This window comes from Cohaesibacter haloalkalitolerans, assembly GCF_003574655.1.
Taxonomy (GTDB): Bacteria; Pseudomonadota; Alphaproteobacteria; order Rhizobiales; family Cohaesibacteraceae; genus Cohaesibacter; species Cohaesibacter haloalkalitolerans.
Genome location: NZ_QNUM01000005.1, coordinates 190,092 through 202,376, shown reverse-complemented (window position 1 = coordinate 202,376; position 12,285 = coordinate 190,092). Strand labels below are relative to the sequence as shown.

Genomic DNA, 12,285 nt, shown 5'->3' with positions numbered 1-12,285 from the left:
AGGACGTCGTCATGGGTCTTGATTTCTCGGTCGTACCCGGCTTTTTCGACGTCATCCTGCAAGGCGTCTTCTGGACCATCGCCATCACCGTTTCTGCGGCGGTGCTCAGCTTCTTCGGCGGCATCTTCTTTGCCGTGATCGCCCTTTATGCCCCGCGCGCCATCAGTTGGCCGATGAAGGGCTTCGAATGGCTGTTTATGGGCACGCCGCTGCTGTTGCAGTTGTTCCTCATTTATTTTGGGCTGATCCAGATCGGCATCGATCTGCCCGCATTTGTCGCAGGCTTTGTCGGTCTGGGATTGCATTTTGCGGTGTATAATTCCGAACTGATCCAGACCGCCATCCTGGCTGTCGACAAGGGACAGATGGAAGCGGCGCGAACCCTTGGACTCAGTCGCGGACAGGCCCTTCGCCACATCGTCATCCCGCAAGCCGTGCGCGACGTCATTCCGCCGATTGGCAACAACATGATCGCGCTGTTGAAGGACTCGGCGCTGGTATCGGTGATCGGCGTGAGCGAGTTGACCCTGTCGGCGCAGCTGGCCATTGGCCGGACCTATCGCCCGTTCGAATTCTATGCGGTCGTTGCGGTCTGCTACTACATCATCAATCTGGGTATGGAAGCGGTGTTGCGTCGCCTAGAACGCCGCGTTCAAGCCTCCCGTTAAGCCTGTCGAAGGATCATTCCATGACGCACCACCGTCCCTTTGTCGATATCCGCCACGCCCAGAAGTGCTATGGCGAACTGGAGGTTCTCAAGGACATCAGCCTTCAGGTCGAACAGAAGCAGATCGTGGCCATCATCGGCCCCAGCGGCTCGGGCAAATCGACCCTGCTGCGCGCTATCAACGATCTCGACCCGCTCACCTCGGGCGAGGTGTGGCTTGATGGCGTACAGGTCAACAAGCTGTTGCCGCACACGCAATACGAAAAGCATATCAACCAGATCCGCCAACAGATCGGCATGGTGTTCCAGCATTTCAACCTGTTCCCCCATCTGACGGTGAGGGAAAACATCACGCTGGCCCCCAAACTGCTCAAGGGCATTTCGGATGATGAAGCCAACGTGCTGGCCGAACAACAACTGGAGCATGTCGGGCTGATCGACCGGATCGACTATCATCCTTCCCAGCTCTCCGGTGGCCAGAAGCAACGCGTCGCCATCGCCCGGGCGCTGGCCATGAAACCCAAGCTGATGCTGTTTGACGAAGCGACATCGGCCCTTGACCCGGAACTCGTCGAAGAGGTCAACCAGGTCATGAAAATGCTGGCTGAGGAAGCCATGACCATGATCATTGTCACCCATGAAATGGGCTTTGCCGAAAGCGTCTGCGATCGGGTCCTGTTCATGGACGGCGGTGTCGTCGTCGAGGAAGGCGCCCCCGAGGTGATCTTCCGCAACCCGACACAAGAAAGAACAAAGAATTTCCTTAGAAAACATCTTGAAGGCGTAAAATGAGAAAAGAAGCGTCTCACCTCTTCTATCAGTCCCGTGCCCCCCGTCCGTTTCTGGATCGCGCGGAAGGGATCTATATGTACGACCAGTCCGGCAAGCGCTATATCGACGGCTCTTCCGGTGCGATGGTTTCCAACATTGGTCATTCCAACCCCAATGTGCTGGCGGCCATGAAGGCCCAGATGGACAAATCCACCTTCGGCTATCGCCTGCATTTCCGCACAGAGCCCTCCGAGGATCTTGCGACGATGGTGGCCGAGCGGATGCCGGGCAATCTTGACCGGGTGTTCTTTGTCTCCGGTGGCTCCGAAGCTGTGGAAAGCGCCATCAAACTGGCGCGGCAATATGCGATCACGCAAGGACAAGCCAGCCGCTGGAAGGTGATTTCTCGCTTTCCGTCCTATCACGGCAGCACATTCGGGGCACTGGCCCTCACCGGCTATGATCCGCTCGCCCGGCCGTTTGACCCGATGATGCGCGATATGCCCAAGATCGCCGCTCCCGCCTGCTACCTCGACCGAGACAACCTTACCGACGAACAGCGCGGCCTCAAATATGCCGAGCTGCTGCGTGACGAGATCCTCAAGCAAGGCCCGGAAACCGTCCTCGCCTTCATCATGGAACCGATTGGTGGCGCCTCCACCGGTGCGCTCGTCGCCCCAGACAGCTATTACGGGCGCATTGCGGAGATCTGCAAGGAATTCGGCATTCTCCTCATCTATGACGAGGTGATGACCGGCGTCGGGCGAACCGGCTCCTTCCTTGCGGCCAATCACTGGGATATCGAACCGGACATCGTGGCGATGTCCAAAGGCTTTGCCGCCGGCTATGCGCCGCTCGGGGCCGTGGTTGCCCGCGAAACCATGGTCGAAGCGTTGCTGGACGCCGGCGGCTTCCTGCATGGCTACACCTATGCCGGCAACCCTCTTGCCTGCGCTGCCGGGGTGGCCGTTCTCAAGGAAATCGACCGGCTCGACCTCATCGGCAATTGTGCCGCCATGGGCGATCTCCTCAAGGCACGACTGGAAGGGCTGATGGAGCGCTATCCCTTCATCGGCGATGTCCGCGGCAAGGGTCTGCTGCTGGCCTTCGAGCTTGTCAGCGACAAGGAAACCATGAAGCCGTTGCCCAAGGAGTACAACTGCTATCTCGAACTGGTGGAAATGGCCTATGAGCGCGGTCTGATTATCTATTCCCGGCGGACACGCGGTGGCATCGAGGGCGATCATTTCCTCGTGGCACCGGCCATGATCGTCACGGAATCGCAGATCGACGAAATCATGGCGATCCTCATCGACAGCCTTGATGCCCTCGCGGCAAAATACAATCTGCCCGTGAATGCCTCATGAGACTGCCGCAGAAAAACCGAACCATCGAGGAAGCCGTCGCCCATATCGGCGACGGAGCCTCGATCATGGTGGGCGGGTTCGGGGTGCCCGGAACCCCGTTCAACCTGATTGCCGAACTGGTGCGGCAGGGCCAGAAGAACCTGACCATCATCAAGAATGACGCCAACGAGGCGGGCATGGGCATCGACCATCTGCTCGCCAATGGTCAGGTGCGCAAGCTCATCGTCACCCATCTCGGCCTCAATGCCCACGCCATCGAGCTGATGAACCGGGGTGTCATCGAGGTGGAATTCTGCGCTCAGGGTATTCTGGCCGAACGGATTAGAGCCGGGGGCGCCGGTCTTGCCGGGTTTATCTCGGACATCGGCATCGGCACCGAGTTGGCCGAGGGCAAGCAGATGGTTACGGTTGATGGCAGTGACTATGTGCTGGAAACCGCCCTGCGCACCGATGCCGCGCTTATTCATGCGGAGCGGTGCGACGGGTTTGGCAACCTCTGCTTTGCCAAGACTGCGCGCAATTTCAACCCGTTGATGGCAATGGCTGCCGATTGCGTCATTGTCCAGAGCCGCAATTGCCTGCCGATCGGCGATATTGATCCAGACTCCATTCACACGCCCGGACCGTTTGTCGACCATGTGGTTGCCCTCGATCAGTTGCACAAGGAATATGCCATTGTCCGACGCTAGAGACAGAATGGTCGCCCGCGCCGCCCGCGCCATCGAGCCGGGCATGCTGGTCAATCTCGGGATCGGCCTTCCGACCCGGGTGGTCAATTTCCTGCCGACCGGCATGGAGGTTGGCCTTCATACGGAAAACGGTCTCGTCGGCGTTGGCCCAACCATGGACTATGATCACGCCGATTGCGATCTTATCGACGCTGGCGGGGCCTATATCAGCGCCCTGCCCGGCGGTGCCTTCATCGACAGCGCCATGTCCTTTGCCATCGTCCGGTCTGGACGGCTGGATCTGACGATGCTTGGTGCCTTCGAGGTGGCGCAGAATGGCGATCTCGCCAACTGGAAGATTCCGGGCAAATTCTCCCCCGGCGTCGGCGGCGGCATCGAGCTTGCGCAGAAGGCCGCCCATGTGATGGTGCTGACGACCCACACCGACCGCAAAGGCAATCCCAAACTGCTTGAGCGCTGCACGCTGCCGCTGACAGCAATAGGGTCGGTGGAGCGCATTTTCACCGACATGGCGGTGGTCGATGTGACACCCCAAGGCTTTGTCCTGCGCGAGTTGGCCGAAGGGATATCCGTTGCCGAGGTCAAATCCGCGACCGGCGCACCGTTGATGATCCCGGATGGTGATATCCCGACCTTCTGAGCGAGCAGGACTATTTGGAGAGAGCAATCATGGACAAGAGCATTGAGCGCCGGATTCTTGCTGCTGTAGACGACAATTCCGATCAGCAGACCGCCTTTCTGGCAGACCTCGTCAGCCATCCCTCGACACGGGGGCAGGAACAGTCTGCGCAGACCCACATGGCGGACGCACTTGCCGAGCGTGGTTATGCGGTTGATCGCTGGCAGATCGACGTCGACGCCATTCGCCATCTTCCGGGCTTTTCGCCGGTCATCGGCTCCTATGCCGATGCGGTCAATGTGGTCGGCACACACAGGAGCCGTTCGAACAAGGGCCGTTCGCTGATCCTCAATGGCCACATCGATGTCGTGCCCGCCGGACCACTGGAAATGTGGGAGACCCCGCCCTTCTCGCCCAAGGTCGATGGTGACTGGCTCTATGGCCGGGGGGCTGGCGACATGAAGGCCGGGCTGGTAGCCAACCTGTTTGCGCTTGATGCCCTGCGCTCTGCCGGATTTGCCCCGGCGGCGGATCTGTTCTTTCAGTCGGTTGTCGAGGAAGAATGCACGGGCAACGGTGCCCTTGCCTGCCTTGAGCGCGGCTACAAGGCGGACGCCGTGCTCATTCCCGAACCGTTCGATGAAACGCTGGTGAAGGCCCAGACCGGCGTGATCTGGTTTCAGGTGCATCTTCAGGGCCTGCCCACTCATGTGGCCTATGCAGGTGACGGGGCCAATGCCATTGAGGCCGCCGTACCGCTGATCAACGCCCTGCACGGTCTTGAGAAGCGCTGGAACGCATCCGAGAACCGTCACCACGCCTTTGCCCACCATGAGCACGCGCTCAATCTCAATGTCGGTAAGATCGTCGGCGGCGACTGGCCAAGCTCGGTTCCGGCGTGGTGCGTGTTCGACGTGCGCATGGGGGTCTTCCCCGGTCAGGACATGGCAGCGGCACGCGCCGACATCGAGGCCACACTTATGCAAGCCGCCGAGGAAAACAGCTTCCTGAAGGCCAATAAACCCAAGGTTGTTTACCACGGATTCATGGCTGAGGGGTATGCCTTGTCTGACGACAGGAGCGAACCTGCGCTGAGCGCCATCAAGACTCTGGGCGACGCCCACAGGGTGGTCAACGACAGGGAACTGGAACAGATGGCCATCACCTGCACGACGGACACCCGTTTCTTTGGCCTCTATGCCAATACACCGGCTCTTGTCTACGGACCACATGCCGAAGCCATTCACGGCTTCAACGAACGGGTATCGCTGGAAAGCGTCAATCGGGTCACTAAGGCCACGGCCCTGTTCATCGCAAACTGGTGCGGACTGGAACCCGTTTAGGGGATCCGCATCCGCGCTTGCAGGATGGCTCGAACGCAGCATCGCTTGCCGCACAACAGGGTGCGACAGGCTGAAGCAGGACGAGCGACCGAGGAGGAGAAAGAAATGCGCAAGGCCGTCATCGTTTCAACTGCCCGCACCCCCATCGGCAAGGCCTATCGTGGCGCCTTTAACAATCTCGAAGGCCCCAGTCTTGCTGCCCATGCCGTGCGCGCCGCAATGGAACGGGCTTCGCTGGAGGGGGACGCCGTCGAGGAGGTCACCTTCGGCTCGGCCTTGACGCAGGGCTCCACCGGCATCAACGTTGGACGCCACATCGTGCTGGCCTCCGGGTTGCCGGACACGGTTGCCGGGTCGACCATCGATCGGCAGTGCGCCTCCGGACTCAATGCCATTGCCATTGCCTCGCACATGATTGCCAATGAAGGGGTTGATGTAGCTATCGGCGGCGGCCTTGACAGCATTTCGCTGGTGCAGCTGGAGCAATACTGGAACCAGTATCGTTACCGCGATCCGAATGTGCGAGACAGCTACTACATGTCAATGATCGAAACCGCCGAACGGGTCGCCGAACACTATGGCATCAGCCGTGACGCTCAGGACGCTTATGCCCTGCAAAGCCAGCAGCGCACGGCTGCGGCACAGCAGGCCGGTCGCTTCGATGCCGAGATCATTCCCGTGACGACTCAGAAGCTGGTCTGGGACAAGGAAGCGGGAGCCAACTGCGAGGAAACGGTCACCCTCAGCCATGACGAGTGCAATAGGCCGCAAACGACAGCCGAGGGGCTGGCGCGTCTCAAACCGGTGCTCGGACCGGACAAATGCGTTACCGCAGGCAACGCCAGCCAACTGTCGGATGGGGCCTCGGCCTGCGTTCTGATGGATGCGAACGAGGCCAACCGCCGCGGCCTTCGCCCGCTTGGCACCATGCGCGGCTTCGCCGTTGCCGGATGCGCCGCAGAGGAAATGGGAATCGGTCCGGTACGGGCCATCCCCAAACTGCTCGCCCGCAATGGTCTCAAGGTTGACGATATCGATCTTTGGGAAATCAATGAGGCTTTCGCAGCACAGCTGCTCTATTGCCGCGATGCGCTCGGCATCGACAATGACAAGCTTAACGTGAACGGTGGGGCCATTTCCATCGGCCACCCCTACGGCATGTCGGGAGCAAGGATGGCCGGGCACATCCTCATCGAAGGGCGCAGACGTGGCGCAAAATATGGCGTCGTCAGCATGTGCATCGGCGGCGGTCAAGGCGCAGCCGGGCTGTTCGAAATTTTCCCTGAATAACGCCCGGTCTCGCTTCTTCCCAGCAGGCAAAAAACGGGGCAGGATCGCAAGGATCCGCCCCATCAAGTTTAACCAGCTCTTACCGAACCAGTCCGCGTTGATGATTGGTCTCAGGCTGTGAATGCCGGAATGATCTTTTCGCCATATTCGGCGATGATCTGTTCTTCCTTGCCGTTGTCCAGATAAATGTTGAACTGGGTGACACCGGCGTCCTTGAGGACGTTGAGTTTGGCAACCTGCTGCTCTGCCGGGCCAAGAACGCTGAAACCCTCAATGATTTCATCGGTAATGAAATCAAGATACGGGTTGTCGCTCTGGCCGTGCTTGGAATAGTCGTAGCCCTTGCGATCCTTGATATAGGCGGTCAGCGCTGGCGGAATATCGTCCCGCTCGGTGCCGTATTTTTCAACGATGTCAGCAACGTGGTTGCCCACCATGGCCGGGAACCAGCGCGTTGCGGCGATGCATTCTTCCTTGGAGCCAAAATAGGCAGGCGCAGCCGACATAACCTTGTAGTTGGACATGTCACGACCCGCCTTCTTGCCCTCTTCGATGGCGGTACTGGCGAGCCATTTGACGATGCTCGGCTCGGCAATCTGCAGGATGAGGCCATCGCCGACACGCCCCGCAGAGCTAAGCGCCTTGGGGCCATAGGCAGCGACCCAGACCGGCAGCTCATAGCCCTCGGCCCACGGAAATTTCACCGGCTCGGGGCATTCGCCATATTGGGCCTCGTCGCCACGCACCAGTGCCTTAACCACATGAGTGAATTCCTCCAGACGTCTCAGCGGCGCCGGCTTGAGGCCCATAACCCGCACCGCGCTGTCGCCACGGCCAAGGCCGATGTCAAAGCGCCCTTCGGACTGCTTGGCCAGCGAGCCGAACATCGAGGCTGCCAGCGACCAGTCGCGGGTGTTCGGGTTGGTCACGCAAGGGCCAAAGCGCATTTTAGTGGTGTGTTCCATGCACATGGCCATGGCCATGTAGCTTTCCCGCCAAAGAATGTGGCTGTCATAGAACCAGCAATAGGTGAAGCCGGCATTTTCAGCCTGTCGCACAAGGGCGCGGGCGCGTTTGGGCTCAACAAAGCCCTTAAAGCAAATAGCGAATTCCATCTCTCTCTCCTGTCCTTGTTCTTCAAGTCTTCTCGGTTGTTCAGGTGGTGATCGTTTGTCGGTCACTTGGATCAGTGATCCGGCGCCCAGATCTTCAACCCGGCGTGGGTGAACGGCACCTGTTTGGATATGTTGATGCGAATGAGAATGGGGGTGATGGCCTCGATGCAGCGAGCCGCTTCGGCGTCGCCAGCGTTATAGGCCGTGACCCCGAGTTTCCCGATGAGATCCATGACGGTCTTGCGGGCTGCCAGCGAGTTGCCACAGACCAGAATGTCACAGTTGATATCCCATTCGAGGGTCTTCAATGTCGTTGCAGAGACATTGTGCAGCGCACCGACAACGGGGATGTCCGGCCCGAGCAGCGCCTGCGCGGCTTCCGTTGCCGAGCCCTCCGGTGGCATTTCCACCTTCTTGGGGTCACCCTCCTTCAGGGGTACGACGATATCGACGAGGATCTTGCCCTCAAGATGTGGTTTAAGCGCGCTGAGTGTTGCGTTGTGGCCAGAGAACGGCACCGCGAGAATGACGATTTCGTCAGCCATCCGCACAGCCTCTTCGTTGGCAACGCCGGTGATCGGGGCGCAGTCGTCCGCCAACTGCTGCCGCAACGCCACCCCGATTTCGGCGGCGCGCGCTGCATCCCGCGAGCCGAGGGCGACCGGCACACCGGCACGGGCAAATCTCAGCGCCAGCCCCTGTCCTTGCGGTCCTGTACCGCCAATGATTGCGATCGTCATTTGAACATGTCCTCTTGTTTTCCTCTCAACAGATCTCCTGCCCGACTTTCGGTAGGGCACCAGTCGAGCCCGCGAAACAGCACGAGGGGTGTTTTGGCGGCCTTCTTGACCACCAGTCCGGATGCGGCGGCCAGTTCATCGGCGAAGGCGGCTTCGGTCACCTTCATGATGCGGCCCCAGGCGTCCTGATTGCCTTGCTCGCGGATGGTGGCTGGCACCCCGGCAAGTCCGATCGCCACATTGACCTGAGCAATACGCCAGGGCCTGCCGAAGGTGTCTGTCATCACCACGCCGATACGGCAGCCGAACCGCGCTTCGAGCGCCTTACGCATGGCGCGAACGCTGGCGTCAGGGTCCGGTGGCAATGTCATGGCGGCGTCGGTTTCCGCGATGTTGGATTCATCAACCGCAGCATTGGCCGAGATGAACCCAAGCCGGTGGCGGCAAATCATTGTCCCCTCATTCTGGCCGGGATGGCGGAAGGCTCGCACAACCTCGGTACTTTCTCGCAGCACGATCTCGACCTTGCGCGCGTCCTTGCCCAGCTCTTCGGCATAGCGCAGCGCCTCTGCTGACGGCGTGATGCTGGCAAGAGGGTAGATGCAGCCCTCAGCCTTGGAGAAGACCTTCTGAGCCACGCAGAGGATATCGCCCTCGATAGGCGTATTGCCGCTCGCTACCAGACAATCGCCGAGAATGGCGGCAAGGTCATCGTCCGCCACAATATCGGGAACGCCGGGAATGGCCGTGATCATCAGGCTGGCCATCACGCACCCTCCCCGCCATTGGCGATCACGGCCGTCTGGGCTGCATCGAGATAGCTCAGGTCCGCCATCGTATCGATATCGCGACGCAGGCTCTTGAGCGGCAGAATGACCGGCATCAAACCAAGATCGGCGGCCTGACTGAAATGCCGCGAAAAAGAGTCCGGACCGAAGGAAAATGGCATCGGGCTCGGTAGAGGCACGACAAGGGCGTTGGTGCCCAGATCCTCTGACGGGCAGACAATGATTGTCCGCACGTCGACCGGATAGGACAACAGGCTGACGATATCCTGCGCCGTTGGATCGGCCAGATCTCCAGGCAGGATGCAGAGCCGTCCGTAGCCCTGCTTGAGGGCGCATTCAGAGGCGGCCTGCAAGGCATCATTGAGGCCGGTGTCTCCAGCTTCCGGCAGAAAGAGGATGTCCAGCTCTTCGGCCACCTGCCGGATGACCTCACTGGAAGATACCACCGCGATATCAATCACATCGATCTGGGCCTTCAAATGATCAGCACTCGCAAGAGCGGTTTTGATCCGTTCGACCACAGCCTTGAACAGCATCAGCGAGAGGGTCGACCGTTCGCCTTCCGAAAGACCGGATGCCAGCCGCGATTTCGCCCGGGACGGGTCTTTCATCGGGATGAGGATCAGCAGCTTTTCAGTCATGCGGCAGCTCCGTTTTGGCCTTTGTCTGCCGCAAGCATCACACCAAGATCGACAACCGCACGGGCGAGCCGCGCCTTGTCTTCTGCGTCCTTCATCAGGATATCTTCGTAATGGGGCTGGATCGACAGACCGGTGATCTCCTCGGCGAGCGCGCCGTCTTGATGATCGATCAGCAGGGCATCGATCAAGCCGGCATAGTGCGCGGCCACGCCAACGACATCGGCGCGCATGCCTAGCGCCGTCATCATCCTGTCGGCGGGGCCCTTGACGACCTTGCCAGCAATCAGCGGGCTGACAGCGATCCTTGGCACGCGAGCCTCTTTCACCGCATCACGGATGCCCTTGACGGCAAGGATCGGCTCGATGCTGACCAATGGATTGGACGGGGCGATGACGAGCAGGTCGGCGTTGGCGATGGCCGCAAGCGCTTCCGGGGTTGCCGTGGCGTCCTCTATGCCCTTGAGCTCAAGCGCCTCGACGGTGGGGGCGCATTTCTCGCGCACGAAATATTCCTGAAAACTCAGCCAGCCCTTTTCCGTCTTGACCCGGGTCTGCACCCGATCATCGGTCGGCAAAAGAATGCGCGGTTTGACACCAAAGGCTTCAGCCACATCGGCTGCTATGTCTGTGGGGCGATCACCTCTCGTCCGCCGCATGGTACGATAGATGTGGAGGCCGAAATCCTTGTCCCCGAGCATCATCCATGTGTCCTGACCAAGGGTCGTCAGGATATCGAGCGCACGGGTGCCCTCGTCGGCCAGCCCCCAGCCCTGCTGACGGTTGATGCGGCCAGACAGGGTGTAGGTCATGGTATCGATGTCCGGCGACACCCAAAGGCCATGGAAGTCGTCGTCATCGGCGATATTGCCGATGATCGTCAGCTCCACATCCTTGAGCGCAGCGAGGCCTTCGGCCATCTTTGCGCCGCCAACCCCGCCGGCCAGCAGGGTAACCTTCAGCTTCTGTGGTTCGCTCATTCGGCAGCCTCCAACTTGGCAGAGGTGGCCGAGAACAGCTTGAGAAAGTCGAGCGGGTCCTTGCCGCCCCGATCGATCAATGGCGCAAGCGGCTGCGGATCATGGTCATCATAGATGTCGAGAATACGATAATCGCTCGACCGGCGCGCAGGCATGCGGCCAGAAGCGCGGACGATCTGCGTCAGTTCATAGGCCGTGATCTCCTGGCCATGATCTGCCCCGGCAGAACGGGAAATGCTTTCTTCCATCAGCGTGCCGCCCAGATCATTGGCACCGCGATTGAGCATTGCCATGGCATGGTCAGGGCCGAGCTTGGTCCAGGAAACCTGAATATTGTCGATCAGCCCATGGAGCATGATGCGAGAGACGGCATGCATCTTGTCGATTTCATCGATGCTCGGCCCCTTGCGCACTTTGCCCGGATTTTCCGTATAAAGCGCCGTGCCGACATGTTGGTAGGACAGCGGCACAAATTCGGTAAAGCCGCTGGTATCCTTCTGGATCGAGCGCAGCAGGTCAATGTGAGCGGCCCAATGCTCCGGCGCATCGATATGGCCATACATAATGGTCGCTGTGGTCCGGATCCCCACCTCATGGGCGGTGCGGATGATCTCGACCCACTTCTCGGTGCTGAGCTTGTCCTTTGTCAGTTGTTTGCGAATGTCGGTATCGAGGATTTCGGCAGCCGTTCCCGGCATCGTGCCAAGACCGGCGTCCTTGAGGCCTTGCAGGAAATCGCGGTAGGACTTCCGCGTCTTGGACGCACCGTACCAGACCTCGAAAGGTGAGAAGGCGTGCAAGTGCATGTCGGGCAACTCCGCCTTGATGGCGCGGCAAAGCTCCTCATAGTAACTACCGGGCAACTTGGGGTGCAGCCCGCCCTGAATGCAAACCTCGGTCGCGCCCCGGTCCCATGCCTCGTGGCAACGGCGCAGCACCTCGCCCACAGAATGCCAATGAGCATCCTCCTCTTCGGCCCGCTTGGCGAAGTTGCAGAACTTGCAGCCCATGTAGCAGACATTGGTGAAGTTGATGTTGCGGTTGACAGTGAAGGTCACCAGATCCCCGTTGGCCCGCTGGCGCAGCAGGTCGGCGGTATAGTAGATCGCCTGCAAGTCGGCGGACGCTTCGGCCTTGAACAACAGCACGGCGTCCGCTTGTGAAATCTCACGTCCTTCAAGCGCCTTGTCGAGAATTCTCCGAACAGGAACAGCGGCGTTTTGAGCGTCAAAAGCAAGGGGATTATCGAATGTTGGCTCTGTTTCATTGGACATGATG

At 59.8% G+C, this 12,285-nt stretch carries 13 protein-coding genes; 7 read left to right on the top strand and 6 right to left on the bottom strand.

All coding sequences use genetic code 11. The features are described 5' to 3' along the window. Positions 1 to 11: 11 nt before the first annotated feature. From DSL70_RS14050 to DSL70_RS14020, 7 genes are all read left to right on the top strand, one after another. The gene (locus DSL70_RS14050; protein ID WP_119308576.1) at positions 12 to 668 is read left to right on the top strand and encodes an amino acid ABC transporter permease; all 657 of its coding nucleotides are present in this window, start codon (positions 12 to 14) and stop codon (positions 666 to 668) included. Positions 669 to 688: 20 nt separating this feature from the next. Then, the gene (locus DSL70_RS14045) at positions 689 to 1,459 is read left to right on the top strand and encodes an amino acid ABC transporter ATP-binding protein (protein ID WP_119308575.1); all 771 of its coding nucleotides are present in this window, start codon (positions 689 to 691) and stop codon (positions 1,457 to 1,459) included. Beyond that, positions 1,456 to 2,805 (top strand): aminotransferase family protein, encoded by a 1,350-nt coding sequence (locus DSL70_RS14040; RefSeq protein ID WP_119308574.1) that lies wholly within the window; start codon positions 1,456 to 1,458, stop codon positions 2,803 to 2,805. Before DSL70_RS14045 ends, DSL70_RS14040 begins: the two co-directional genes overlap by 4 nt. After that, entirely contained in the window at positions 2,802 to 3,494 is a 693-nt protein-coding gene (locus tag DSL70_RS14035; RefSeq protein WP_119308573.1) for a CoA transferase subunit A, read from the top strand. The genes DSL70_RS14040 and DSL70_RS14035 overlap by 4 nt, the downstream gene beginning before the upstream one ends. After that, positions 3,481 to 4,134: a 3-oxoacid CoA-transferase subunit B gene (locus DSL70_RS14030; RefSeq protein ID WP_245418214.1), complete on the top strand. Its 654-nt coding sequence runs from the start codon at positions 3,481 to 3,483 to the stop codon at positions 4,132 to 4,134. The genes DSL70_RS14035 and DSL70_RS14030 overlap by 14 nt, the downstream gene beginning before the upstream one ends. A 29-nt stretch (positions 4,135 to 4,163) precedes the next feature. After that, positions 4,164 to 5,456 carry an ArgE/DapE family deacylase gene (locus tag DSL70_RS14025; protein ID WP_119308571.1) on the top strand — a complete coding sequence of 431 codons (1,293 nt, stop codon included), beginning with the start codon at positions 4,164 to 4,166 and terminating at the stop codon, positions 5,454 to 5,456. A gap of 105 nt (positions 5,457 to 5,561) precedes the next feature. Beyond that, positions 5,562 to 6,746: an acetyl-CoA C-acyltransferase gene (locus DSL70_RS14020; RefSeq protein WP_119308570.1), complete on the top strand. Its 1,185-nt coding sequence runs from the start codon at positions 5,562 to 5,564 to the stop codon at positions 6,744 to 6,746. A 110-nt stretch (positions 6,747 to 6,856) separates the two neighbouring features. Here the strand turns inward: DSL70_RS14020 and DSL70_RS14015 are convergent, their stop codons facing one another. The 6 genes from DSL70_RS14015 to cofH form a co-directional block, all read right to left on the bottom strand. After that, positions 6,857 to 7,861 (bottom strand): TIGR03842 family LLM class F420-dependent oxidoreductase, encoded by a 1,005-nt coding sequence (locus tag DSL70_RS14015; RefSeq protein WP_119308569.1) that lies wholly within the window; start codon positions 7,859 to 7,861, stop codon positions 6,857 to 6,859. Between the two features lie 71 nt (positions 7,862 to 7,932). Continuing rightward, entirely contained in the window at positions 7,933 to 8,601 is a 669-nt protein-coding gene (npdG, locus tag DSL70_RS14010) for an NADPH-dependent F420 reductase (RefSeq protein ID WP_119308568.1), read from the bottom strand. Next, entirely contained in the window at positions 8,598 to 9,368 is a 771-nt protein-coding gene (gene cofE / locus DSL70_RS14005; RefSeq protein ID WP_205563268.1) for a coenzyme F420-0:L-glutamate ligase, read from the bottom strand. The genes npdG and cofE overlap by 4 nt, the downstream gene beginning before the upstream one ends. Continuing rightward, positions 9,368 to 10,030, bottom strand: coding sequence for a 2-phospho-L-lactate guanylyltransferase (gene cofC / locus DSL70_RS14000; protein ID WP_119308566.1), 663 nt, complete (start codon positions 10,028 to 10,030; stop codon positions 9,368 to 9,370). The genes cofE and cofC overlap by 1 nt, the downstream gene beginning before the upstream one ends. Continuing rightward, complete coding sequence (gene cofD, locus DSL70_RS13995; protein ID WP_119308565.1) at positions 10,027 to 11,007, bottom strand: 2-phospho-L-lactate transferase; 981 nt, start codon at positions 11,005 to 11,007, stop codon at positions 10,027 to 10,029. The genes cofC and cofD overlap by 4 nt, the downstream gene beginning before the upstream one ends. Further along, entirely contained in the window at positions 11,004 to 12,281 is a 1,278-nt protein-coding gene (gene cofH, locus DSL70_RS13990; protein ID WP_119308564.1) for a 5-amino-6-(D-ribitylamino)uracil--L-tyrosine 4-hydroxyphenyl transferase CofH, read from the bottom strand. The genes cofD and cofH overlap by 4 nt, the downstream gene beginning before the upstream one ends. Positions 12,282 to 12,285: the final 4 nt, after the last annotated feature.

What these genes read in the sequence shown, in the direction of transcription:
- DSL70_RS14040 (WP_119308574.1), top strand. Translation starts at nt 1,456, where the DNA reads ATGAGAAAAGAAGCGTCTCACCTCTTCTATCAGTCCCGTGCCCCCCGT.
- cofE (WP_205563268.1), bottom strand. Translation starts at nt 9,368, where the DNA reads ATGGCCAGCCTGATGATCACGGCCATTCCCGGCGTTCCCGATATTGTG.
- DSL70_RS14045 (WP_119308575.1), top strand. Translation starts at nt 689, where the DNA reads ATGACGCACCACCGTCCCTTTGTCGATATCCGCCACGCCCAGAAGTGC.
- DSL70_RS14025 (WP_119308571.1), top strand. Translation starts at nt 4,164, where the DNA reads ATGGACAAGAGCATTGAGCGCCGGATTCTTGCTGCTGTAGACGACAAT.
- cofC (WP_119308566.1), bottom strand. Translation starts at nt 10,030, where the DNA reads ATGACTGAAAAGCTGCTGATCCTCATCCCGATGAAAGACCCGTCCCGG.
- DSL70_RS14015 (WP_119308569.1), bottom strand. Translation starts at nt 7,861, where the DNA reads ATGGAATTCGCTATTTGCTTTAAGGGCTTTGTTGAGCCCAAACGCGCC.
- DSL70_RS14050 (WP_119308576.1), top strand. Translation starts at nt 12, where the DNA reads ATGGGTCTTGATTTCTCGGTCGTACCCGGCTTTTTCGACGTCATCCTG.
- cofD (WP_119308565.1), bottom strand. Translation starts at nt 11,007, where the DNA reads ATGAGCGAACCACAGAAGCTGAAGGTTACCCTGCTGGCCGGCGGGGTT.
- DSL70_RS14035 (WP_119308573.1), top strand. Translation starts at nt 2,802, where the DNA reads ATGAGACTGCCGCAGAAAAACCGAACCATCGAGGAAGCCGTCGCCCAT.
- DSL70_RS14020 (WP_119308570.1), top strand. Translation starts at nt 5,562, where the DNA reads ATGCGCAAGGCCGTCATCGTTTCAACTGCCCGCACCCCCATCGGCAAG.
- npdG (WP_119308568.1), bottom strand. Translation starts at nt 8,601, where the DNA reads ATGACGATCGCAATCATTGGCGGTACAGGACCGCAAGGACAGGGGCTG.
- cofH (WP_119308564.1), bottom strand. Translation starts at nt 12,281, where the DNA reads ATGTCCAATGAAACAGAGCCAACATTCGATAATCCCCTTGCTTTTGAC.